The sequence below is a fragment of the Exiguobacterium sp. UBA3491 genome (assembly GCF_002377745.1).
Lineage (GTDB): Bacteria > Bacillota > Bacilli > Exiguobacteriales > Exiguobacteriaceae > Exiguobacterium_A.
In genome coordinates this window covers 556,790-578,766 of sequence record NZ_DFQK01000032.1, presented here as the reverse complement: position 1 = coordinate 578,766, position 21,977 = coordinate 556,790, and the positions used below count along the sequence as shown (strand labels likewise).

The 21,977-nt window shown below is 44.1% G+C and carries 27 protein-coding genes; 18 read left to right on the top strand and 9 right to left on the bottom strand.

Annotated features, from left to right (window positions below):
• Window positions 1-46 precede the first annotated feature (46 nt).
• Both B4F99_RS15460 and B4F99_RS15455 read right to left on the bottom strand, forming a co-directional pair.
• On the bottom strand, window positions 47-838 hold the full coding sequence (locus B4F99_RS15460) for a DsbA family protein (protein WP_214854681.1): 792 nt from the start codon (window positions 836-838) through the stop codon (window positions 47-49).
• 94 nt (window positions 839-932) lie between these two features.
• Window positions 933-1,514 carry a CYTH domain-containing protein gene (locus B4F99_RS15455; RefSeq protein ID WP_290759465.1) on the bottom strand — a complete coding sequence of 194 codons (582 nt, stop codon included), beginning with the start codon at window positions 1,512-1,514 and terminating at the stop codon, window positions 933-935.
• Between the two features lie 96 nt (window positions 1,515-1,610).
• On the opposite strand from B4F99_RS15455, the gene B4F99_RS15450 reads away from it, so the two are divergent.
• From B4F99_RS15450 to B4F99_RS15440, 3 genes are read left to right on the top strand one after another with little or no spacing between them, the layout of a single operon-like run.
• The gene (locus tag B4F99_RS15450) at window positions 1,611-2,255 is read left to right on the top strand and encodes a GTP pyrophosphokinase (protein ID WP_035396676.1); all 645 of its coding nucleotides are present in this window, start codon (window positions 1,611-1,613) and stop codon (window positions 2,253-2,255) included.
• 10 nt (window positions 2,256-2,265) lie between these two features.
• On the top strand, window positions 2,266-3,069 hold the full coding sequence (locus tag B4F99_RS15445) for an NAD kinase (RefSeq protein ID WP_035406625.1): 804 nt from the start codon (window positions 2,266-2,268) through the stop codon (window positions 3,067-3,069).
• Between the two features lie 18 nt (window positions 3,070-3,087).
• The gene (locus B4F99_RS15440; RefSeq protein WP_290759462.1) at window positions 3,088-3,972 is read left to right on the top strand and encodes an RluA family pseudouridine synthase; all 885 of its coding nucleotides are present in this window, start codon (window positions 3,088-3,090) and stop codon (window positions 3,970-3,972) included.
• Between the two features lie 53 nt (window positions 3,973-4,025).
• Here B4F99_RS15440 and B4F99_RS15435 read toward each other — a convergent pair whose 3' ends face one another.
• Window positions 4,026-5,195, bottom strand: coding sequence for an FtsW/RodA/SpoVE family cell cycle protein (locus B4F99_RS15435; protein ID WP_035396680.1), 1,170 nt, complete (start codon window positions 5,193-5,195; stop codon window positions 4,026-4,028).
• Between the two features lie 144 nt (window positions 5,196-5,339).
• On the opposite strand from B4F99_RS15435, the gene fabI reads away from it, so the two are divergent.
• Both fabI and B4F99_RS15425 read left to right on the top strand, forming a co-directional pair.
• Window positions 5,340-6,113: an enoyl-ACP reductase FabI gene (gene fabI / locus B4F99_RS15430; RefSeq protein ID WP_029342212.1), complete on the top strand. Its 774-nt coding sequence runs from the start codon at window positions 5,340-5,342 to the stop codon at window positions 6,111-6,113.
• A 110-nt stretch (window positions 6,114-6,223) separates the two neighbouring features.
• Window positions 6,224-6,442, top strand: coding sequence for a hypothetical protein (locus B4F99_RS15425; RefSeq protein ID WP_023468878.1), 219 nt, complete (start codon window positions 6,224-6,226; stop codon window positions 6,440-6,442).
• 4 nt (window positions 6,443-6,446) lie between these two features.
• On the opposite strand, the gene B4F99_RS15420 is transcribed toward B4F99_RS15425, so the two are convergent.
• A complete protein-coding gene (locus tag B4F99_RS15420) occupies window positions 6,447-6,959 on the bottom strand; it encodes a YjcG family protein (RefSeq protein WP_290759458.1) in 513 nt (170 codons plus the stop codon).
• A 145-nt stretch (window positions 6,960-7,104) separates the two neighbouring features.
• On the opposite strand from B4F99_RS15420, the gene B4F99_RS15415 reads away from it, so the two are divergent.
• Genes B4F99_RS15415 through B4F99_RS15405 form a run of 3 tightly spaced genes read left to right on the top strand, consistent with a single transcriptional unit; the run spans window position 7,105 to window position 8,764 of the window.
• Window positions 7,105-7,647: a phosphatidylglycerophosphatase A family protein gene (locus B4F99_RS15415; RefSeq protein WP_034786059.1), complete on the top strand. Its 543-nt coding sequence runs from the start codon at window positions 7,105-7,107 to the stop codon at window positions 7,645-7,647.
• The gene (locus B4F99_RS15410) at window positions 7,647-8,267 is read left to right on the top strand and encodes a phosphatase PAP2 family protein (protein ID WP_290759455.1); all 621 of its coding nucleotides are present in this window, start codon (window positions 7,647-7,649) and stop codon (window positions 8,265-8,267) included. Before B4F99_RS15415 ends, B4F99_RS15410 begins: the two co-directional genes overlap by 1 nt.
• Window positions 8,267-8,764: a hypothetical protein gene (locus B4F99_RS15405; RefSeq protein WP_214854675.1), complete on the top strand. Its 498-nt coding sequence runs from the start codon at window positions 8,267-8,269 to the stop codon at window positions 8,762-8,764. The genes B4F99_RS15410 and B4F99_RS15405 overlap by 1 nt, the downstream gene beginning before the upstream one ends.
• Window positions 8,765-8,819: 55 nt before the next feature.
• Here the strand turns inward: B4F99_RS15405 and B4F99_RS15400 are convergent, their stop codons facing one another.
• The 4 genes from B4F99_RS15400 to B4F99_RS15385 all read right to left on the bottom strand — a co-directional run bounded on the left by B4F99_RS15400 (window position 8,820) and on the right by B4F99_RS15385 (window position 12,705).
• Window positions 8,820-9,695 carry a DegV family protein gene (locus B4F99_RS15400; RefSeq protein ID WP_214854673.1) on the bottom strand — a complete coding sequence of 292 codons (876 nt, stop codon included), beginning with the start codon at window positions 9,693-9,695 and terminating at the stop codon, window positions 8,820-8,822.
• A gap of 65 nt (window positions 9,696-9,760) precedes the next feature.
• Window positions 9,761-11,086: a branched-chain amino acid transport system II carrier protein gene (gene brnQ / locus B4F99_RS15395; protein ID WP_290759450.1), complete on the bottom strand. Its 1,326-nt coding sequence runs from the start codon at window positions 11,084-11,086 to the stop codon at window positions 9,761-9,763.
• A 346-nt stretch (window positions 11,087-11,432) separates the two neighbouring features.
• Entirely contained in the window at window positions 11,433-11,726 is a 294-nt protein-coding gene (locus tag B4F99_RS15390) for a hypothetical protein (RefSeq protein ID WP_290759447.1), read from the bottom strand.
• Window positions 11,727-11,973: 247 nt separating this feature from the next.
• The gene (locus tag B4F99_RS15385) at window positions 11,974-12,705 is read right to left on the bottom strand and encodes a hypothetical protein (RefSeq protein WP_290759444.1); all 732 of its coding nucleotides are present in this window, start codon (window positions 12,703-12,705) and stop codon (window positions 11,974-11,976) included.
• Window positions 12,706-12,837: 132 nt separating this feature from the next.
• Here B4F99_RS15385 and B4F99_RS15380 point away from each other — a divergent pair, with 132 nt between their 5' ends.
• The 7 genes from B4F99_RS15380 to B4F99_RS15350 all read left to right on the top strand — a co-directional run bounded on the left by B4F99_RS15380 (window position 12,838) and on the right by B4F99_RS15350 (window position 18,631).
• Window positions 12,838-13,395 (top strand): GNAT family N-acetyltransferase, encoded by a 558-nt coding sequence (locus B4F99_RS15380; protein ID WP_035406655.1) that lies wholly within the window; start codon window positions 12,838-12,840, stop codon window positions 13,393-13,395.
• 8 nt (window positions 13,396-13,403) lie between these two features.
• Window positions 13,404-14,117 carry an alpha/beta fold hydrolase gene (locus B4F99_RS15375; protein WP_214854664.1) on the top strand — a complete coding sequence of 238 codons (714 nt, stop codon included), beginning with the start codon at window positions 13,404-13,406 and terminating at the stop codon, window positions 14,115-14,117.
• Window positions 14,118-14,203: 86 nt separating this feature from the next.
• A complete protein-coding gene (locus B4F99_RS15370; RefSeq protein ID WP_056062400.1) occupies window positions 14,204-15,295 on the top strand; it encodes a conserved virulence factor C family protein in 1,092 nt (363 codons plus the stop codon).
• Between the two features lie 359 nt (window positions 15,296-15,654).
• Window positions 15,655-15,867, top strand: a complete 213-nt coding sequence (locus B4F99_RS15365) for a hypothetical protein (protein ID WP_214854661.1) — start codon at window positions 15,655-15,657, stop codon at window positions 15,865-15,867.
• Between the two features lie 78 nt (window positions 15,868-15,945).
• Window positions 15,946-16,392: a BsuPI-related putative proteinase inhibitor gene (locus B4F99_RS15360; RefSeq protein WP_214854660.1), complete on the top strand. Its 447-nt coding sequence runs from the start codon at window positions 15,946-15,948 to the stop codon at window positions 16,390-16,392.
• Between the two features lie 33 nt (window positions 16,393-16,425).
• A complete protein-coding gene (nadE, locus tag B4F99_RS15355) occupies window positions 16,426-17,244 on the top strand; it encodes an ammonia-dependent NAD(+) synthetase (protein WP_035406669.1) in 819 nt (272 codons plus the stop codon).
• Between the two features lie 115 nt (window positions 17,245-17,359).
• Window positions 17,360-18,631 (top strand): FAD-dependent oxidoreductase, encoded by a 1,272-nt coding sequence (locus tag B4F99_RS15350; protein WP_290759434.1) that lies wholly within the window; start codon window positions 17,360-17,362, stop codon window positions 18,629-18,631.
• A gap of 69 nt (window positions 18,632-18,700) precedes the next feature.
• On the opposite strand, the gene B4F99_RS15345 is transcribed toward B4F99_RS15350, so the two are convergent.
• A complete protein-coding gene (locus B4F99_RS15345) occupies window positions 18,701-19,096 on the bottom strand; it encodes a disulfide bond formation protein B (RefSeq protein WP_035406674.1) in 396 nt (131 codons plus the stop codon).
• Between the two features lie 65 nt (window positions 19,097-19,161).
• Here B4F99_RS15345 and B4F99_RS15340 point away from each other — a divergent pair, with 65 nt between their 5' ends.
• From B4F99_RS15340 to B4F99_RS15330, 3 genes are all read left to right on the top strand, one after another.
• Complete coding sequence (locus B4F99_RS15340; protein WP_023468861.1) at window positions 19,162-20,052, top strand: LysR family transcriptional regulator; 891 nt, start codon at window positions 19,162-19,164, stop codon at window positions 20,050-20,052.
• Window positions 20,036-21,148: an N-acetyldiaminopimelate deacetylase gene (locus B4F99_RS15335; RefSeq protein ID WP_214854656.1), complete on the top strand. Its 1,113-nt coding sequence runs from the start codon at window positions 20,036-20,038 to the stop codon at window positions 21,146-21,148. The genes B4F99_RS15340 and B4F99_RS15335 overlap by 17 nt, the downstream gene beginning before the upstream one ends.
• Window positions 21,149-21,382: 234 nt before the next feature.
• Window positions 21,383-21,977: cytochrome ubiquinol oxidase subunit I (locus B4F99_RS15330; protein WP_290759431.1), on the top strand; the 595-nt coding region annotated here is incomplete at its 3' end.

The window sequence follows — 21,977 nt, the reverse complement described above, 5'->3', positions numbered from 1 at the left end:
CCAACTTTTATGGGGCAGTTCACAGCTTCCACTGTCCTTTTTTGTATTAAGCATGTGCTGAATCTTTTAAATGACGCCATACTTTTCCATCACAATACGATAGAGAAGCACATTTCTGTTGTAAGACCAGTTTTTTTAGTTCGTGTTCAATCTGGGATTCAGGAGCGTCATAAATAAAGGCGATTTCAGCCGTAGTTGCTGTTTCATACCGTCTCAAGAATTGTTCAAGTGGTGGCTTCGGTTGTTTTTCAATCGTATGATCTAGCAGTTCACTTAAGATCGAAACATAGACCAAATACTCATAAGGTCCTTCAGCCTTAATGGCTTCCTCATCTCCAACGAAAGCGAGTGTCGGAAGAATTCGGACATCCCATTCCGTGACTAGTTCAGTCTCTTTCTCAAGCATTTGCTGAATCGTGTCCGACGAGACATCACGGTGGAATTCACCTAAATCCAGACCATACTCTGTCAATGCTTCGGCTAACCGCATCAATGATGGACGGCTGTAAGCACTCTCACCTTCGACATTATGAAGCATCCGAAGGCGTCGCATGAACCGCATACCAAACGTTTTTCCTTGAAGCTCGATTGCTTTTAGGATGACGAGTGGTGACATATCGCACGCGGAACGTGAAGGAGCACAAGGAATCGTAGCAATCGTGCGGAGACGAAAAAGATGACCATATTCTAGCTCTAATTTCTTGAGAACGGGTATCAACCGTAAACCGTCCGTTTGTGTCACATCTAGAAAATGATAGATTTCCAGAGGTTTCGTCGGTTGTTGAATCGATGGTTCGTCCAATGAACAATAAGATCCGTTACATTGTGCGTGTTCCATCCGTTCACCCCTTCCTGTTGTTATCGTTACCCTATTTTAGCAACGAAAAAAAAGAAAGAGCAAAGGTTTTGCTTGTTCAGTCCTACACGAAAATTCAAGTAAGCGCTTTACGTTCCATGAAGCGAACGATTTTATTTTTAGTTTTGCGCTGCGGAATATCGTGTGCTAAAAGAAGTCGCTCGAAATCCTTTTGCCCTTGTTCGAAGTTGCTGACCTCAAACTCTAACTCATAATCGGTATGTCCGAGATAGCGACTTTTATCAAGGACGAGTAAGCCTTCTGGAAGCACCGTCTCGATGCGTTCGGTTTCTAAACGTCCTAAATGTTCCAACGAACCTTGCAAGTCAAAAGACGACAACTGGTGATTCATCTCTTCGGAGTGAATCAGACCGTATTTGAATAGATCTTCCGCTTCACTTGCTGATAGTGTGACATGTGTTTCAAGCAATCCATTTTCATGAGGTTGTTTTAAAGTAAGGACGAGTCCTTGTTTTTTTTCACGTATCCGTAAGGCAGCACCTTTTTTTCGAAGTTCGAAATCAGGCGTATCAAAATAATCATTTGCTTGCCAAATGGGTTGTTTAGTTGACGCATAATGGGTAAATAACGATAGATATTCTTGTTCAGACAATAAGTTCTTGAATTCGATTTCCAATTCTTGTCTAATCGGAATCACGCCTTTCTAGTTGAATGTCTGAAAATATGATAACATGAATGAGGTAGGAACAGGCACTGAACCAATACTATTCGATTAAAAGTGGTGACAAATCAGATGACAAAAGAAAATTGGGATTTATTTCTTGCGCCGTATCAAATCGCGGTCGATGAGTTGAAAGTAAAGCTAAAAGCGATTCGTAAACAATTTCAGCAACGGGGAGAGCATTCACCGATTGAATTTGTCACAGGACGGGTCAAACCTGTAAAAAGCATTCTTCAAAAAGCAGAACGAAAAGCAATTGCGCGTGAATCATTGGAACAAGATATGCAGGATATTGCCGGATTACGAATCATGTGTCAATTCGTCGATGATATCATTCATGTTCTTGAACTATTACGTTCGCGCGGTGATTTTAAAATCGTCGAGGAACGTAACTACATCACTCAAAAGAAGGATAGTGGTTATCGATCGTATCACGTCATCATTGCTTATCCAGTACAGACGATCGAAGGTGAAGTACCGACATTAGTCGAGATTCAAATTCGGACGCTTGCGATGAACTTTTGGGCGACGATCGAACACTCGTTAAATTACAAGTACCAAGGGAACATTCCGGAAGAAACGCGTGAGCGCCTGCGGCGGGCGGCAGAAGCGGCATTTTTGCTTGATGCGGAGATGAGTCAATTGAAAGTAGAAATCCAAGACGCGCAACTCGTCTTTCAACGCGACGCTAAGGCGTCGGAACGATTAAAAGAGTAGGGGGATGACCATGCGTTTTGCAATCACGGCTCGTGATGATGAGCGTTCTCATGCGCTAAAACAACAACTCGAGCAGGCGTTGACGGAGCGGGGATGTGTGCTTGATGTCAGTCAACCGGAAATCGTCGTCTCAATCGGGGGAGACGGGACAATGTTACAAGCGTTCCATTCGTATCTCGATCAAGTAGAGACGATTACCCTTGTAGGGATTCATACAGGACACCTTGGTTTTTATGCGGATTGGCGTCCTGAAGAGATGGATGAGTTGATTGATCATATCGCGAAGCAGGATTTAGCGACGGTCGAATACCCGCTGCTTGAACTATCAATTGACTATGCGGATGGCTCGCATAATCAACTGCTTGCTTTGAACGAGTGTACGATCAAAAGTTTCAATCAAACACTCGTCTGCGATTTATCGATTCGAGGCGACTATTTTGAGACGTTTCGAGGTGACGGGTTATGTATATCGACACCTTCTGGTTCGACGGCATATAACAAGGCGCTCGGCGGTGCGATCGTCCACCCGGCACTCGAAGCGATCCAAATCACAGAAATGGCTTCGATCAATAATCGTGTTTACCGGACGATCGGCTCACCGATGTTGTTACCGAAACATCATGATGTCGAAATTCGTCCCGTCAATCCGATTGATTTTCAGATGACCTATGACCACTATGCTTCGATTGTCCATCAAAATGTGACATCGATCCGGTGTCGGGTATCAGATAAAAAAGTGAAATTTGCTCGTTTTCGTTCTTTCCCGTTTTGGCAACGGGTGCGGGAATCTTTCCTGGCAGACGAAAGACGTTAAAGTAAAGGAAATGGAAACATGAATGGATTTCAGCTACAACAGATGGTGACTGACATCGAGGATGGCTGGCGTGTCAGTCATTTTTGTACGACCCGCTTAGGGATTTCGCGGAAAATGTTAGTATCGATTAAAAATCATGGGGATATTACGCGTAATGGTCAGCATGTTAACGTCCACGACGTCTTGTGCGTGGGTGACCGCGTCCACGTCTTCTTCCCGGAAGAGACACCAGCACCGGATATGGTGGCGACAGAAGGGGAACTCGATATTTTGTTTGAAGATGATTGGTTGCTCGTCGTCAATAAACCACCGGGGATGGCATCGATTCCCTCACGATTGCATCCGGAACACTCATTGTCGAATTATGTTCTTGGTTATTATCGAAAACAAGGAATTCCGTATGCGATCCATATCGTCAATCGACTCGATCGAGACACGAGTGGTCTCGTCTTGTTCGCAAAACACGGGCTTGCCCATCACCGGATGAGTCTCATGCAACGATCCAATGAATTAGAACGACATTATTTAGCGTATGCACCCGGAAACGTACCGGTACAAACAATTGATCAACCGATTGGTCAAACTGATCATTCCTTCATGGAACGGATGGTACGACCAGATGGTCAACGAGCCATCACACATATCTTAAATAGCCGTCTAGTTCGAGCCTTTGACCAAGAAATCTCATTACTCGATATCCGACTAGAGACAGGTCGGACACACCAAATTCGTGTCCACCTTGCTTTTCTTGGGCATCCTTTGATTGGCGATACGATGTATCAAGGGAACCCGTTACTTCCGCGTCAGGCGCTTCATAGTGCGTCAGCAACGTTCCTTCATCCTGCGACGGGAGAACAGGTTCGTTTTGAAGCACCACTTCCTGAGGATCTCCGACTGGAATGATAAAGTGCACAAATAAAAGGCAATGGACTTGGTCCACTGCCTTTTATTTGTGTTTAGTCTTCATCGAACATGGAAATCCGAGATTGAGAGGCGATTGCCATGATCAATCCTAGACCGACGAGGTTTACGATCATCGTTGATCCACCATAACTGATGAACGGTAGGGGAAGGCCTGTGATCGGTAAGACACCAATCGTCATCCCGATGTTTTGGAAAATTTGGAACGTAAACATCGCGACGTATCCTGTCACGATATAGGTACCAAATGGATCCGCTGTCTCGAGAGCAATCTGAATCAACCGATAGACGAACAGGAACAATACGATCAAGACGATGGCAGCCCCGATGAAACCGTAGTGAGAGGCAATCGTCGTAAAGATGAAGTCTGTATGCAATTCCGGAACGAACACTTGCAGTTTCCCGTATCCAACGCCGAACATTTGCCCTGAACCTGTAGCGTTGATTGCTTGGACGAGCTGGTACGACAGATCATCCGCATATTCGAACGGTTGCAACCAAGCCATGATCCGGTTCATCGCGTGACCTGGGAAAAAGGTTGCGAGTAAATCATTTTGGAAAAAGAACAGGTAAAAGAAGATGATGACGGCTCCTGCGAACAGACCGAACATCGTCAAAAGCCATTTCCAGTTTAGTCCGGATAACAACATCGCACATGCTAAGATGACGCATAGAATCAAACCGATCCCTAAATCGGGCTGAATGATGATAAGACCGAGCGGCAAGGCTGTAACCGCGACTAACTTGATAAGTAACAAGAGATCTCTTTCATGTTGAACATAACGCGCATTGTGCTCGGTAATGACGGCAGCGAGCGTCACGATCAAAAAGAACTTCATGAACTCAGCCGGTTGAACCGTACCGATAACGGGGAATTGATACCAACCGTATGCCCCTTTGATTTCAGTGACGATTGGTGTGTTTCGAAGAACGACAAGACCGATCAATGACACGATACCTGCTCCATATAAAAACCAGTGGAATCGCTTCAACTGTTCATAATCGATGAAAATGACGACGGATAACGCCATGAAGCCGATGACATACCATTGAATTTGTTTGGCAGAGAAGTTGATGGCACTGATCGCACCTTTAAGCGAAGGTTGTGCTGTATAGATGGCGATGATACTGATGACCATCAGACAGGCGAGTAAAAAAAGCAACGTATGATCATAACGTTGTGTAAATGATTTGAATCGATTCATTTCATCCCTACTTTCTATCTCTTTCTATATTACCGTAATTTATCAAATCCGCAATATCAAGAGCGATGGTTGACAGAAGCGTTACGTTTTTGTAACCTGAAGATAGGTTTTATTACCAGGTACTAATTCAAGGGGGACTTTATCATGAATATTTATCCTTCACTCGAAGGCAAGACGTACGTCGTCATGGGCGTCATTAATCAACGTTCGATTGCATGGGGTATCGCACGTGCGCTCGACGCTGCTGGAGCAAGCCTGGCATTTACATATGTCGGAGAACGTTTCAAGGCACCACTTGAAAAATTAGGACAAGAATTATCACGACCGGCTTCTTATTATACGTGTGATGTCACGAGTGACGAAGAGATTGAACAGGTCTTCCAAACGATTCATGCGGACCACGGTAAGATTTCAGGGATCGCTCACTCGATCGCATTCGCGGATAAAGAAGCGCTTCGCGGTGAGTTTTCTGGGGTAACGCGTGAACAGTTTGCGCAAGCACTTGATATCTCAGCCTACAGCTTAACAGCAGTCGTCAAAGCGGCGAAAGATTTCTTTACGGAAGATGCATCCGTCATCACGTTGACGTACCTCGGTGGTGAGAAGATGGTTCCGAACTACAACGTCATGGGTGTTGCGAAAGCCGCATTAGATGCAAGCGTTCGTTATCTCGCTGCTGAATACGGTCAGCAAGGCGTTCGTGTCAATGCGATCTCAGCTGGTCCAATTCGGACAGTATCCGCAAAAGGTGTCGGCGATTTCAACTCAATCCTTGATAGCATCGAAGAACGCGCGCCACTTCATCGTAACGTGACGACAGAACAAATTGGTCAAAGTGGACTGTTCTTGCTTTCACAAATGTCGAGTGGGGTGACAGGAGAAATCCTTCACGTCGATAGTGGATTCCACATTCTTTAATAGATAACAGATTGAACCAAGCTTTCCTGAGAAGGGGGCTTGGTTTTTTTTGTGCTGGATCGGGGAAGTGTCAAATATGAACATGTTGAAGGAGAGAGGAAGTGCAGAGGATGAACGCAATCGATTTTACAGTCGTACAATATGTCAATCGTCAAGTACGTGTCGATCCACAGCTAAAGACTGAACCAGTCGCTCGAGTTCAACCGATACGCCCAACTGACCCTTACCGCGAACACGAAGCGGACGACTTTTTAGAAGAACAGGCAAATGCATACGGTGTATTACCAGAACTAAAACTTCCCGGTCGAAGCTTCGACCGGGAAGTTTAATCATTCATTGACCTGTGAAGCGGAATGTCTCATAGACACTCCAAGCTCCGTTCTCCAGTTCATACAATAAAGCCATTTTCGTGACGTCCTCTTGGAAACGGATATCTTCCATCTTGAGACGTTCTAGTACATCGAACAGTTCGACATCCGACAGTTCTTGACCGATTGTGATATGTGGCAAGAAATCGTATTTCGGCTTATGTTCGAGTGGTCCCGTATGCAAAGCGCGATGTAATTGTTCTAACTCATCCGTAGGCATTACTTTAAGGAACAAGACATTGTTCGTCGGATGGAACGAACGAGCTCCTTGGATGTGCAAATTGACAGGCTTCGTTTCGGACGCGATTCGATTTAACTCCGTCACGATGTGGTCTAATTCTGTCTCATCGACTTCCATCCGCTCCCGTAGCGTGATATGAGGTGTGATCAGTGAATACTTCGAGTCATATCTCTTTCGGTATGAATTGGCAAAATCTTGAACGCGTTTCGATGGAAACAATACAACCCCGATGTTCATCGAAAATCCCCTACTTTCCCCTGAAATGATAACGCTTTACAAAATAATCATGACGGATTCTGGCGTCGATGTCAAAGAAGTTTGAGAGGAGCTTTGGAATCCGTGTATACTAATGAAGTACTTTGTTGGAGAGGTGGATATAGTCATGAAGAAAACACATTCAAAAGAGGTCAAACAAGCAGCAATTGACAAGTTACATGAACGCGGGGTGACGATTCATGCGATCGCTGAGATCGTGTACCAAATGCAGGCCCCATACACAGTGGATCTGACAATTGAAACATGTGTCAGTTCAGTGGAACGTGTTCTTGAAAAACGTGAATTACAACATGCGATTCTCGTCGGAGCAGAACTAGATATCTTGGCGGAAAAAGGGTTATTATCAGAACCCCTCCTGTCCATCATCCAAAGCGATGAAGGGCTATTTGGCGTAGATGAGACGATTGCGATTGGTGCTGTCAATACGTACGGTTCTATCGCTGTTACGACATTCGGATATTTGGATAAGGCGAAGGTTGGGATCATCAAAGAACTCGATACGAAGCTTGGGGACGGAAAAGTCAACACGTTCATGGACGATATCGTTGCAGCCATCGCAGCAAATGCATCAGGGCGTTTGGCGCATCGTTTGCGGGATAAGGAAGATTATTCAGCAGAAGAATTAGAAGAACGTAAGGGGACATACTAATGCGGGGGGCAAGAGCGGCGTGGGTGGGTGCATCCATCGCTGTCGTCTTGTTCGTGATCATCGCCGTCTCGATTCGAATGACGGGCTATTTTTTATTTGACGCTCAATTATCGTCGTACATGTCTCAACATGTTCCAGGGGACTATGTCTCTTGGTTCACTCAACTAGGCTCTGGTCCTGGGGCGATGACAATGACGGTGTTACTTGGAGTAGTGAGTTATGTCTTGTGGCGAGATCGTATCGCAAGTATTTGGTATGTATTGATGGCGATCTCTGTAGGAGCGTTGAATCAAGTCGTCAAATTCGCTTTCGTACGAGAACGTCCTTCATTGAATGAGCTAGTTGGTGGTGTTGGCTATAGTTTTCCAAGTGGTCATTCCGCGATGGCATTCGCTGTATATGTAGGATTTCTTGTCGTCGCTTTCCGGCATTTAAAAACGACTGGCAAAGTAATCGTATCGGTGTTGACGATTGGGTTATTTCTTGCCATGGGAGCTTCCCGCATCATTTTAAACGTTCATTATTTTTCAGACGTCATCGGTGGTTATTGTTTTGCCGTGATTCTTTTATGTAGCTCCTATGCATTCATCGTCTCCCGCAGAAAAAAAGGAGTGTCTTAATGCTAGTATTAGATGTAGATCATAGTTTATTATTTGATGAAGAAACGATGCGTTCCATTGATAAACCGACCTTGCTTGTTGAGCGAGTCGCCGGACGACCGCGATTCATGACGTTGCGAGCGCATCTTAGATTAAAACGATTGGTCTCAATCAACGGTGTCATTCCGGTGACGAAACGAACGATGGAAGAATATCAGCAGTTGGAACTTTTCCAAATCGATGCGCCGCCTAAATGGGCAATCATTGCTAGTGGAGAGATATTGCTGAAAGAGGGAAAAGTAGATCGTCGATATGAAAACTGGCTTCGTCAATTTAAAAAGGAAAGCTCACTTGATTCTATCCTTGAGTATATTATTGAGATGGAACAAGTGTCGTTTGATGTATATCCTTCCGACACATTATCGAATCAAATCGCACTTCCGCACGAACCGATTCATCGTATGTTGGACGAAGCGATGTTGCTAGAAGAATTATTTCGTAAATACGAAGCAAAATAAAGAACCGGACAGTCTTTTTAAGGCCGTCCGGTTCTTTATTTTTTAATGTTAGGTATCAAGTTGTAGGTAGAGAAATGTCGTCGAACCAGAACACGCCGACCGTCTCAGCACCAGCATGTGCCAAGATGGAAGGACCGAATTGCGTGATACGAACGTTGATTTCAGGATGTTCCGTTACAATCAAACGTTTCAATTCTTCAGCAGCAGTATGAGCGAGCGTATGACCGATATATAGCGTTCGATCGTAGACTCCTTGTGCTGTCACTTTAGAAGTGATCTCGGTTATCATTTCCTTAAATGCTTTTTTGATCGAGCGTACCTTCTTGAAAGGAACAAGCTGTCCTTCTTCATTAAATTGAACGATCGGCTTGATGTTGAGCATGTTCGCTAATAAAAATTGACTTCCTGAAACTCGACCACTACGTCGCATCGTCTCCATATTTCCAATAATCAAATAAAAATGCGATTTGTGTTTAAACGTTTCAAGTGTCGACATGACTTCCTTTGGATCGTTACCAGCAGCTACTAGTCGCTGTGCGATCCGGACAAGTTCTTGTTGATTGGCAGCACCCGTGTATGAATCAATCGCATAGAGCGGGAAACCGACAGCCTCAGCTGCAGCGACCGAACTGGAGTAGGTACCACTTAAGCCACTCGTGATGTGAATCGCATATCCGTAATCATAACCGTCTTCGAGTAACTGTTCATATAGAGTTACGAAGTCACCAAAAGACGGTTGCGAAGTCGTAGGTGAAATTTTCGAATCATCCTGCATTTTTTGATTCAATTGTTCAATCGAGATATCGACATACTCCCGGTAAGACTCCCCGTTCAAGATGAGTAATGTCGGTATCACATGGACTCCGATTTTTTCAGCCTCTCCTGGCTCGAAAAAAGCCATGCTGTCGGTAATCCAAGCAATCTTATCCATGTATATGACGCCTCCATTAATATAACCATTTTGTTCATCATACCATAGCTACGAAAACGGAATCACTAGCTAGCGCGTTTTTGTGTGACTGAAGCGGTGGAAACGTGTCCAAACCATGAACTGATACCAAAGGCGATAAGTGTCGGAAATAACCATTCTAAACTTTGATCCACTAAAGGAAGTGATTGATAGAAGGTTTTGAGATTTCCCGGGAAAAGAGAGAGTTGGTTTAACGCACTACAAAGTGAGAAGAAAATCGTTACTCCAAGAGTGGACTGATAAACGACCGACTTGCGACGGAACAGATGACGCATGAATGTTAGTGCGATTAAGACGATGACGATTGGATAAAGGAACATCAACACGGGAACGGCAATTGATAACAATGTCTGTAATCCGACGATAGATACTGTGAGACCAAGAACAGTCGTGAAGATACTTGCTGTTTTTAATGTGATACGTGCAGAAAGAGTCATCATATATTCTGCAAATGCGGTGACGAGACCAACTGATGTCGTCAAGCAGGCAAGTAGGATCGCAAGACCAAGTACAGCTAAACCAATTGAGCCAAACGCTGTATTCGCATAATGCTGAAGAAGTGTCGGACCATCGACTTTTCCGATTGCGGCAAATGTATTACGTCCGATCATTCCGAGTCCGATATAGACGAGTGTCAAAGCAACCGCAGCAATCGTTCCAGCACGAGTGACGACTTTAAATTGTGCTGTTCGTTCATGAACGCCTCGACTTTTTAATGTATGAAGTACCACGACACCGAAGACTAAGGCGCCGAGTGCATCAAGCGTTAAGTATCCTTGAAGAAAACCTTGGATGAATGCTTGACCTGTCGTCTCATAGGCTTTGCTTGGTGAAGCGACACTTGAAAGTGGTGAGACGATGCTACTGATGCTTAACGCAGCAAGTGCAATCAGCAATAAAGGTGTGATGAAACGTCCGATGATTTCAAGTAATTTACCAGGACGCAATACGAGGTAAAGCGTAGCAATGAAAAAGAGACTTGATGAGAGAACTAATGTCATTTGTGAAGGCGCACCGAGAAATGGTACAACACCGAGCTCATACGTGACAACCGATGTCCGAGGAATTCCGAAGAAAGGTCCAATGGCAACGTAGAGAGCAAACGTCAAGGCAGCACCTACAAAACGAGGGAGAGGAGCAGCAAGCGTTTTGATGCCGCCTCCGATGGATGCGACAGCAAGTAAGCCGAGCAACGGAAGACCAACACCTGTCACGATAAAGCCGAGGATGGCTGGGAGGAATTGTTTACTTGCAAGGGCGCCGAGTTCTGGTGGGAAGATTAGGTTACCTGCACCGAAAAATAATGCGAAGATCATAAATCCTAAAGCGAACGTATCTTTTGTCTTAAACATGTGTTGTCCTCCATTCATTCTAATTTCAATAAAAAAAGCCTCATCCACGATGTGCGTGGATAGGCGTCGTGTGATCAGACGCCTTGTCGAAATGACGAAAAGGGCCTGGTCTTCATCTTCTCAATCGAGAAATGAATCTTCAGTCCCTGGTCATAATCACAATCAGTCGTACTTGGATGAGCGATGTATATGTCATGTTTAAAACCTCCTGTTTGAATTTTTCTAAGGATAACATGAAGAATCTAAGAAAACAATATTTTCTGAAAATTTATCACCGAAGCTTTTAAACAGAAAAAAACCTTAACTCAAGAATGGAAGTCTTGAGTTAAGGTTTTTCATACAAATGTCAGCTTGTCGCAATCAAGCGTATTTTTTTATGGCGTTTCAATTTATGGAGGAGCCAAGCGTGAACGACCTCACAGGATTGACGTGGTAACGTCAGTTCAACAAGCGATTCCTGCTGTTGCCCTTTAATGACGAAAAGTCCATTTTCTTCATCGACAGGGGCGATGGTCATTGAACTCGCTTCATTCAGCGACAGTTTCACTTCACCGAGTGTCGCATCCTTTAATTTGAGGATGTTCCCGTTCGTCGCAAATTTCGTGAATGAGCCAATTCCGTTCACTTTTAACTGATCCATATTGAATTCCTCCTTCTGCTGATTCCAGTACCATCCCTACAAAAAAACAGGTCTAACTTCTATCTTAAAAAGGTTATCCTCATTATAGCGAAGTCCTCACAAGATGCTAGTCTTATTTTGTGTGAAAATTCGAAAAATTTTTTAACGATATTGTCACATTGTCCAGAATAACCGTAAAGAAGGAATCATCATTTAAAATTCAAATAGAACAAAAGCATCCTTTTCTAAAAGAAAAAGATGCTAAAGGTCAATCTAACTCAAAACTCCATTTCTTTTTTCGGCACACAAGCGTTCCACGTCTAAGAATCGATTCTTTCTCGGCTTCAAAATCTTCATGTAACACGCTCATGTCTTCATAACGGCCAGCCACATAGACAGGAATCGTAATATTTCTTGAAAAAACTGATCGCTTTGCGCTTTCGAAATCAATCAGGACCCCTTCTCCGAGAAAATGACGGATATGGATCATGATTTCAGCTGTTAAAGCAACAGAGGCAACGGATCGTGCGTGCTGTCGGAATTTTCGTTGCACAAGATCAGCAATCAATTGTTCGACGCTTGCCCAGTCTTTTAAGTAAACGGAAGCATGAAGTCCGTCATGCTCGCTAAAATAGACCAATTCATTTTCAATCGAATCAAGGAAGGGAAGTGGCATTCCACGTTTCATATGCATTAGAAATAATAATTCCGCGATTTCGACATCCGTTAATACGTCGAGTGAATGGGAGGAACGAATATCAATAGCGATCAATGGATGACGCTGCACATCCGTGGATTGTGAAAACTGTTCGATTTCATGCGCTTCGATATAATGTAGCATTGTCCGAAACGATTGTTTCGTCTGCTTGAAATCACTTCCTGAAATAAGCAAAGGACGCTTTAAATCGACGGCTGCGGCGAAATCAGAGAAATGCACCCCTGACATCGTCAAGCGTTGATTTTCTTCGTCCTCATATAAGTAAAGTAACGCACTTGACATACCACTTCGCTTCCTTTCCGTGACTAACTCATTCATAATTCAATAGTAGCAAAACTTCGAATTGCCTGAAAGGATATTTACTCCTGAAAACGGGCATACTACATAGAGAAGCATAAAGAGAGGTGATGGAGCATGTGGGGCTTGCGAAAGCCATTCCCGGAATTGCGAACCGAGCGCTTCGTATTACGTGAGCTCGAAAACCGTGACGCACGTGAATTGTTTAAAATCCTATCAGATGATGAAGTCATGTACTATTACGGATCAGATCCGCTTGTGACAGTCTATGAAGCAAAAAATGTCATCAGTTACTTCAAGGAACAGTTTACACAAGGTAAAGCGATTCGCTGGGCAATTGCTGATGCAGAAACGAATCAATTGATCGGTACGATTGGTTTTCATAACTGGCTTTCCCAATACCATCGAGCTGAAATTGGCTTTGAAGTCAGTCAAGAGTATTGGCAACGCGGGGTGGCTTCCGAAGCGGCTCGAGCTGTTCTGACTTACGGATTTGAGGAATTCGCTCTCCATCGTATCAGTGCTCTCGTAGCACCTGAGAATCTTGCTTCCAATGCATTGGTTCAAAAATTAGGGTTTCAAGCAGAAGGATTATTAGAAGATTATGCATATAGTCATGGTCGTTTCATGAACTTGACGATGTACCGTATGCTCGCATCTGAGTGGAAGGGATGAGGTAGTCAATGGAAAAACAAACACTTGTACTCCTACATGGATTTACAGGAGGGACAGATTATTTTAATCGGGTAGAGGCAAATTTACGACATTCTTTTGAAGTTTTACCGTTGAGTTTACCAGGACATGAAGGACTGGATGTCGGACCTGATACGATTGAGGGGTTCGCAGAATGGGTCATGGATGATCTAGAGCGACGTGGTGTTGAAAAGCCGATCATCGTTGGTCACTCTTTTGGCGGGTACATCACGGCTGCAATCGTGGAAAGGTATGCCGACCAAATCAGTGGATATGGTCTCGTTTACTCAACGGCGAAAGCAGATGATGAACAAGCGAAACAAAAACGAAATCAAAATATCACGCGCGTCGAAGAAGTTGGAGTAAGAGAATTTGTCAATGGTCTTGTTCCGTCCTTATTTGCGGAAGGAGCCGATGAATTCGCTGTTGCTGAAGCACTTGAAATTGGGTATATGATGACCGTCGAAGGAGCCATCCGTGCACTCTCTGCGATGCGAGATCGTCGGGATATGACGAAAGCTTTAACGAAAGCAAACGTAAAAGGTGTCATCATTCATGGTACGAAGGATCCATTGATCTCAGAGGAAAGTGCGTTTGCACCAACAAATGATCATCTCATACATCGGTCAACAGACAGTGGACACATGGGGATGCTTGAGACACCGGATGCCTTCGTTGCAATTATCGAAGAAGCATTCAAGTAAGTTTTTGCCCTACGGTCATGTCTGTAGGGCATTTGCTTTGCATTTCAGATTAGATATCTGAAATGATAGAAGTGGAGGGGATACACATGAAAATCGTAGCGATTGAACCAACACCAAGTCCAAATAACATGAAAGTCATCGTTGATGAGGTCTTTTCGGAAAAGGGGCAGACATTCGAGCATGCCTTTGGCGCACCGGAACACATTCAGCGATTACTTGAAATACCTGGCGTTAAGTTTGTTTATCAGGTCAGTGACTTTTTATCGATCGAGCGTTATCCGAAATATGATTGGCGTTCGCTTGTCATCGATATACGACGTGCGTTCGGTGAAACGTTAAATGACGTTGAACAGCACGAGACAGATGCTGAGTATGAGCCAGTCCATTTATTTGTACAGTTCATTTTAGGCGTACCAATGCAAATCAAAGGTGTGAAAGGCTTAGAAGAAAAACGAGAAGGGTTGCCAGAACGATTCCGAGAAGCAGCGCTATTCGTCCAACCGTTCGTTCAGAATGTCATTAGCGATCGACGCTGGGTGGAACAAGCACCTCGATACGGTGACCTTGACGAAAGTTTGCGTGAAGTAGCGAATGAGATTGAGATCGCATATCCAGTCGAACGTATCGAACGTCTCAAGTCGCTCGCAGCAGGGGAAGATATTGCCTTTAGTGGTCAAGCTATTCGTTCGTCTGATTGGAAAGAACGATTCGCGGCGCTCGATGAACTGCCTGTTGAAATGGAATGGGTTCCGGCGTATGCACGATTATTACAGGATGAAAAAATGCAAATTCGTCGTCAAGCAATCGTAAAGCTTGGGATGTTCGAAGAACATCGGGAAGAATTACTAGAGTATCTGACAAGTGCACTCCATGATCCATCAGGTATCGTACGACGAACAGCAGGTGATACGATTTCGGATTGGGCGATGCCAGAGGCTGAACCAATGATGATGGAGGCTTTGACGGATAAAAATAAACTAGTACGTTGGCGGGCTGCTCGATTCCTGTTCGATGTTGGAACAGAACAGTCGATTCCAAGACTGCGTGAAGCGAGCCGAGACCGAGAATATGAAGTCGCTTTACAGGCGGAACTCGCCTTGACTCGAATCGAAAGTGGGGAAGAAGCACTAGGAACGGTCTGGCAACAAATGAATCGAATGATAGATGAAAGTTCATGAGAACTCAAAATAATATTGTGTGAAAGAATCATTCGACAAAATGAGCCATCGATTGTCTAGGTATATTTTCCCTGTTATCTAAAAATGATGGTAAAATAATCAAAATTATGTTGTCATCTTTTTGAAATCGAAATGAAATGTGTTGGAAACGCTCGTAAAAACGCTTGCATGCAACAACTATGTAGATTATTCCAAAATATCCCTGTTTGAACTGGAATATTGTTTTGAAATGAAATGTCGAATGACTATTCTCTTCTTTTTTCATCTCTTTGATACAGTAAACCTACAACAACGAATTCGAAGCATGTAGGTCATCTTTTGGCTTGGCATATGAATGAGAAAAGGGGAGAATCGGGGATATGTTACTTTTCGCTGAAACTGATTTAGCAGTAGGATACAAGGAACGGACAACAACAGGGGTATATGTCACGATCGAAACAATGGACAGTCGTACGATTACATTGGTCGCACCAGCAAACGCGGCAGAAGATATCTGTGACGAACTGTTTGCGACAGGTTTAGAGCAATTGTTTTCATTCAAGATGAATCCATCTACTTTACCTGTAGCATAAGAGATGAAATGTGCGAGAGAGGAAATCCTCTCTCGCTTTTTTTTGTGATAAAATTGATTAGATAAAAGGAGGGATGAAATGAAACGTCTCGTTTTCATTCTGTTGCTGCTTACTGTTTGTTTAGCAGGTTGCCAAGAAAAGAAACAACAGGCAACAAAAACCATGAACGAACCGATTCAGATTGCAGTCAAAACGACAAAGCAAGACAGTATGATGCAATTAGACATTTCCTTAACAAATCCAAATGATCACAGTGTAAACGTGACATACCCTTCCTCGCAACGATTTCAGGCTCAATTGATTGATGCGAAACAACACGTAACGTATGATTTTGAGAAAGAACAAGTATTCACGCAAGCGATTGAAAAGGATACGTTCACAAAACGCGAAACGAAACAGTACACGGTGGAATTACCGATCTCCTCTTTAGGTGATAGCAAGGAAATTCGCGTATCGACAATCCGCCAGTTCAAAGGAGCAAATGCAAAACAAACGACGGATCAACAAATGATTGATTCAAAATGACGATCAAAACGATGTGAAGGAGTGAATTTATTCATGCAACAAGAAATCATCCAAGTAACAGGCGTTAAACCTATCATTGATCCAGCCCAAGAAGTAAACGAGCGGGTAGCCTTCTTGAAGGCGTATCTCAAGCATACAGGGGCGAAGGGATTCGTATTAGGCATCTCCGGGGGACAAGATTCAACGCTCGCAGGTCGTCTATGCCAACTGGCAGTTGAAGAGTTGCGAAAAGAAGAGGGACAAGATGTCTCATTTTATGCGGTCCGCTTGCCTTACGGTGAACAACAAGATGAAGCAGACGCACAGGCAGCCTTGACTTTTATTCAACCGGATCATTCGCTTCGTGTGAATATCAAACCAGCGGTCGAAGCATCGATGCGGGCATTCGAAGAGGCGACAGGTGCAGAACTTTCAGACTTTAGCAAAGGAAATACGAAAGCGCGAGAACGAATGAAGAGTCAATATGATTTAGCTGCTCATTATGGCTGTTTAGTCGTTGGAACGGATCATGCAGCCGAATTCGTGACGGGATTCTACACGAAACATGGGGATGGTGCATGTGATTTAACGCCATTAACGGGACTGAATAAACGGCAAGGGAAACAACTCTTACGTTACTTGAACGCCCCAGAAGTCTTGATTGAAAAAGTTCCGACAGCAGACCTTGAAGAAAATCGTCCGGCACTACCAGACGAAGTGGCACTCGGAATGACATACGAAGAAATTGATGATTATTTGGAAGGTAAGTCGATTTCAGAAGCAAGTCAAGAAAAGTTAGAGACGCAGTATAAACGTGTTGGACATAAGCATCATATGCCCGTCTCACCACTTGATGAATGGTGGAAAGCATAATCAAAAATAAGAAGATATGATTTCATGATTGAAATCATGTCTTTTTTCATGTTCTTCGATTCTTCTCCGGGCGTTATGGGAAAAGAAGAGAAACGATGGTTGAGGAGGCGAGAGTATGACGATTGGGATCATAGGTGGAGGGTTATCCGGATTGACAGCAGCGGCATTATTTGCAAAACAAGGAACACCGGTCACGCTCTGGGATGCTGGATTACTCGGAGGACGTGCCACCTCTCAAACCGTAAAGGGCTTTACATTTAATTACGGTGCCCATGCGATTTATGGACGCGATCAATCAATTCTTCGCAAATTAACGAAACAACTCGGTATCGAAGTGACGTGGCTTGATTTTTCAGCGCGTCGTGCGAAATATGAATTTTCAGGTCATTTGACGGCTGTTCCTGCGAATGCCTGGGGACTACTGAAAACAGAAGTCATCGAAGGAACGAACAAAGTACGTTTTACATGGGAGATTATTAAAACGATTTTACGAGTCGAACGAGGGAATCCGCAACAATCCATCGGGCAATGGTTAAAAACAGAACGCGTCGATGAACAAGTGGCACAGTTGATGCTTGATTTGGCATCAACGAATTTTTTTACGGCAGAACCAGAAAAAATTCCATCAGATGTCTATTTCGAGTATTATCAAAAGCTTTTTCGGACGCGAAAGCCTGTCTCATACATCGAAGGGGGTTGGCAAGGGTTAGTACAGGAATTGGAACGGATCATCCTAGAGAACCGCGGAGAGATCTTGAAAAAAACAAAAATAACAGCAGTCGAATTGACTACGACAGGATTCTTGGTACGTGATCGAAAAAAACAAGAATGGAATGTGGAACGGATCATCTTTGCCGTACCACCACGTGAAATCTTAAAAATGGCGACTCCAACGACGATCCAAAAATTCGTGACACCGCATGCGAGTCATGAACCCGTCGAAGTTTTCGTGTATGATCTCGGACTTCAGCCTTATATCCAAACACCGTATTCATACATCTACGACCGTTCGCATCGAGCGTTCATCACGGATTTATCGCATTATGATGCAAGCCTCGCACCAAAGGATGGTCAAGTCCTTCAAGCAATCGCTTATCTTGAACACGATCGACTTGAGGATCCTGATTATATCGGACATGTTCGAAAGGGAATCGAACAGATGCTTGACGTTCATTTCACAGACTGGAGAGAACGTATCGTTGCAGAACGAACGATTAAACGAGCAGTCGTACAAGAAATCAAATGGAAAATGGGGCAAGGTCCTCTTGCGACTCAAATTCCGGGACATGCAGGTGTCGCTTTCGTCGGAGACTGGTGTGAAGGGACGGGACAACTCTCAGAGCTTGCGTTCTCAAGCGCCGTAAGTGTTTTCAATCGATGGACGTGATGTAAAATGACGAAAGAAGGAGAAGCCGAATTGACTTCTCCTTCTTTGTATTGACCAAAGATTCATATCTTACGCTTCATTGTTCGAACGTGCTGGATAGAACGCCAGAATTAATAGTAATGTAAAGGCAATGAGACTCATCATCGGAATCGTCAAGAAACCGAAATAGTTGACCCATTTGATGAGACAGCCACTCGAACATAACGCTTCGCCATCGGGTAAACGCTCAAGGATGACATGGTACAAGGCGACACCAAAGCCGGCAAGCACATATAGGCGTACAAAGAGTGGATCGATCGTTTTCGACCGGAATAAGGAAATAAGTAAATAAAAGGCTGTCGTATACATGAATAGTCGTTGCCACCAACAGAGAGGGCAAGGGATGAATCCACGAATTTCACTAAAATAGAGACTGCCAAGCGTTGCAATCGTTGAGATGATGAACATAAAATGATAGCGTGTCATATGTATCGTCCTTTCTAACGTGTTAAACTAATGCCATCTTATATCATGAGGAGTCGAATCTCACATTGCAAGTGTCGGAAATGGAAATGTTGATCACTTTATCGGAAGAATTGAATATGAGGCGAGCTGCTGAACGATTATTCGTTTCACAACCTGCGCTTAGTCAACGTCTTGTTGCGATTGAGAGACGCTGGGGAACCAAACTATTCATTCGTTCATCGCGTGGCTTAAGCATCACACCGCAAGGAGAAAAAGTGATTGGTCTCGCAAAAGAGATGAATCGGAAGGAACTGGAACTAAAAAGTGAATTGACAGCAGAAGAGGGAGCCGTGTATGGAACACTTCGAATTGCTGTCGCCTCCATCATGGGGCAATATTGGCTTCCCCGTGTCTTAAAACGATTCGTCGAGCGTTATCCGCATGTGCGTGTCCAGTTGGTCACCGGATGGTCAAGTGAGATGATGCGTCATATGTTAGAGGAACACTTTCATATCGGGATCATTCGTGGAAACCCGGACTGGAAAGGTGTTAAAGAGCGCCTTTTTTCAGACCCGCTCTATCTAGTTGATAGTGAGTTGACGTCGATTGAACAATTGCGTGTGACGGATCGCCCGTTCATCCAGTTCAAAAGTGATTCGACGTACTATCAAGAAATTTTAGAGTGGTGGCAAGATCGGTTCGCAAGTCCCCCATCTCGGACACTGGTCGTCGACCAAATCGAGACATGCAAACAGATGGCGTTACATGGCATCGGTTTTGCGATCTTACCTGAGTCGACGATTCAGCAATCGAATGAAGTCATGCAGCTTCCGTTGAAGACATCATCCGGAAAAGTACTGAAGCGAGATACTTGGATCTTGTCCACGGAGTCGATGCTTGAATTAAAACAAGTCCAAGCTTTTTGGGACATCGTAAAAGAAGAAGGAGGAAGTCAGTCAGATGGAATACGCCATTGAAATGCGGCGCGCGCTTCATAAAATACCGGAACCCGGGTTCAAGGAATTTAAGACGCAAGCTTTTATATTGGAACAAATTCGTGCATATCCGCCAGATCGTGTCACATATGACACGTTCGAAACGGGTGTTTTCGTTCGAGTGAAAGGATTGACTGGAAACCGAACGATCGGGTATCGCGCAGATATTGATGGGTTACCGATTGAAGAAGCGACAGGGCTTCCGTATTGCTCAGAACACCCAGGGTTCATGCATGCATGTGGTCATGACATGCATGCCTCGATTGCTTTAGGGTTGATGAAACGGATCGTTGAACTACCAGTCATGGATGATGTCGTCTTTTTATTCCAACCGGCAGAAGAAGGACCGGGCGGGGCGGAGCCGATGATTAAAAGTCCGTTATTTGAAAAATATCGTCCGAGTGAGATGTATGGTCTTCACGTTGCACCGGAATATCCAGTCGGTACGATTGCTAGTCGTCCAGGCGTACTGTTCGCGAGTGCTCGAGAAGTTCATATCACGATCTATGGTCAAAGTGGTCATGCGGCTTTTCCTCATTTGACGATTGATACAGTTGTTGCGCAAGCTGCCTTGATCATGCAATTGCAAACGATCGTCAGTCGATCCATTAATCCGATGAATTGTAGTGTCATCACGATTGGGAAAGTGGATGCAGGTATTCGTGAGAATGTCATTGCCGGTAGAGCGGTTCTTGACGGAACGATGCGTGCGCTAAACGGCGAAGACATGGAAAAACTCGAACGTCGTGTCCGTGACATCATTCGAGGAATCGAAGCTTCGTTTGGTGTTAAAATCGATCTGCAATTCGGTAATCGCTATTATGAAGTCGTCAACGACCGGCAAATCGTGGATAAATTCTCATCATTCGTAAAGATGAATGCCAACTATATCGAATGTGACGCGGCGATGACAGGGGAAGATTTTGGTTTCATGCTGAAAGAGATCCCAGGGATGATGTTCTGGCTCGGCGTCGATAATCCGACATCTGGTTTGCATCAACCAACATTAAACCCGGATGAATCAGCCATTTCTTTTGTCATTGATTTACTTGACCATTATTTCCGAGAGTATGTTTAAAAGTTTTTATGAAATAATAAAGGATATAAAGCTTTCCCTTTCGAATTCAGGAATGGGAAAGTTTTTAATATATGTAGGAATAAGAGTTTTCGAACATTTTGTGAAAAAAATCACGTGTATATGTGAACAATTTGTTACATCAAACATTATAAACAGACACAAAGGGTTATGTTCTCTATGATACGGTTATAGACCATATAGAGAAGTATGTTTTAGGAAGAGGGGGCTAAATACATGTTCAATGATCCCGTAGTGCTCAGTCGATTGTTGACAGGGCTCACACTAGCGTTTCATATTATTTTCGCGACGATTGGTGTCGGAGTACCGCTCATGGTACTGGCAGCTGAATTCATAGGTCTGAAACGCAAAGATCCAGATTATATCTTATTAGCAAGACGGTGGACGCGTGGATACGTCGTTACCGTAGCGGTCGGTGTCGTAACAGGGACGGCAATCGGCTTGCAACTATCATTACTTTGGCCGTCACTCATGCAAGTAGCGGGTCAAACAATTGCTCTGCCACTATTTATGGAGACGTTCGCGTTCTTCTTTGAAGCGATTTTCCTTGGTATTTACTTGTATACGTGGGACCGGTTCAAAAATCCGTGGTTGCACTGGTTGATTGGGATTCCAGTCGTCATTGGTGCGACAGCATCAGCGTTCTTCATCACGACAGTCAACTCCTTCATGAACTCACCAGAAGGATTTAAGATCGTCAATGGTACGTTGACGCAAATCGAACCATTAAAAGCAATGTTTAATACAGCGACACCGACGAAGGCGACACACGTCATCGTTTCAGCTTACTTGACTGTTGCCTTTATCTTGG

Coding starts and splice junctions, on each gene's coding strand:
- B4F99_RS15335 (WP_214854656.1), top strand. CDS start 20,036: ATGGAATACGCCATTGAAATGCGGCGCGCGCTTCATAAAATACCGGAA.
- B4F99_RS15445 (WP_035406625.1), top strand. CDS start 2,266: ATGCGTTTTGCAATCACGGCTCGTGATGATGAGCGTTCTCATGCGCTA.
- B4F99_RS15350 (WP_290759434.1), top strand. CDS start 17,360: ATGACGATTGGGATCATAGGTGGAGGGTTATCCGGATTGACAGCAGCG.
- B4F99_RS15345 (WP_035406674.1), bottom strand. CDS start 19,096: ATGACACGCTATCATTTTATGTTCATCATCTCAACGATTGCAACGCTT.
- B4F99_RS15385 (WP_290759444.1), bottom strand. CDS start 12,705: ATGTCAAGTGCGTTACTTTACTTATATGAGGACGAAGAAAATCAACGC.
- B4F99_RS15375 (WP_214854664.1), top strand. CDS start 13,404: ATGGAAAAACAAACACTTGTACTCCTACATGGATTTACAGGAGGGACA.
- B4F99_RS15410 (WP_290759455.1), top strand. CDS start 7,647: ATGCGGGGGGCAAGAGCGGCGTGGGTGGGTGCATCCATCGCTGTCGTC.
- B4F99_RS15450 (WP_035396676.1), top strand. CDS start 1,611: ATGACAAAAGAAAATTGGGATTTATTTCTTGCGCCGTATCAAATCGCG.
- B4F99_RS15365 (WP_214854661.1), top strand. CDS start 15,655: ATGTTACTTTTCGCTGAAACTGATTTAGCAGTAGGATACAAGGAACGG.
- B4F99_RS15405 (WP_214854675.1), top strand. CDS start 8,267: ATGCTAGTATTAGATGTAGATCATAGTTTATTATTTGATGAAGAAACG.
- brnQ (WP_290759450.1), bottom strand. CDS start 11,086: ATGTTTAAGACAAAAGATACGTTCGCTTTAGGATTTATGATCTTCGCA.
- B4F99_RS15460 (WP_214854681.1), bottom strand. CDS start 838: ATGGAACACGCACAATGTAACGGATCTTATTGTTCATTGGACGAACCA.
- B4F99_RS15425 (WP_023468878.1), top strand. CDS start 6,224: ATGAACGCAATCGATTTTACAGTCGTACAATATGTCAATCGTCAAGTA.
- B4F99_RS15420 (WP_290759458.1), bottom strand. CDS start 6,959: ATGAACATCGGGGTTGTATTGTTTCCATCGAAACGCGTTCAAGATTTT.
- nadE (WP_035406669.1), top strand. CDS start 16,426: ATGCAACAAGAAATCATCCAAGTAACAGGCGTTAAACCTATCATTGAT.
- B4F99_RS15435 (WP_035396680.1), bottom strand. CDS start 5,195: ATGAATCGATTCAAATCATTTACACAACGTTATGATCATACGTTGCTT.
- B4F99_RS15440 (WP_290759462.1), top strand. CDS start 3,088: ATGAATGGATTTCAGCTACAACAGATGGTGACTGACATCGAGGATGGC.
- B4F99_RS15380 (WP_035406655.1), top strand. CDS start 12,838: ATGTGGGGCTTGCGAAAGCCATTCCCGGAATTGCGAACCGAGCGCTTC.
- B4F99_RS15370 (WP_056062400.1), top strand. CDS start 14,204: ATGAAAATCGTAGCGATTGAACCAACACCAAGTCCAAATAACATGAAA.
- B4F99_RS15400 (WP_214854673.1), bottom strand. CDS start 9,695: ATGGATAAGATTGCTTGGATTACCGACAGCATGGCTTTTTTCGAGCCA.
- B4F99_RS15360 (WP_214854660.1), top strand. CDS start 15,946: ATGAAACGTCTCGTTTTCATTCTGTTGCTGCTTACTGTTTGTTTAGCA.
- B4F99_RS15390 (WP_290759447.1), bottom strand. CDS start 11,726: ATGGATCAGTTAAAAGTGAACGGAATTGGCTCATTCACGAAATTTGCG.
- fabI (WP_029342212.1), top strand. CDS start 5,340: ATGAATATTTATCCTTCACTCGAAGGCAAGACGTACGTCGTCATGGGC.
- B4F99_RS15415 (WP_034786059.1), top strand. CDS start 7,105: ATGAAGAAAACACATTCAAAAGAGGTCAAACAAGCAGCAATTGACAAG.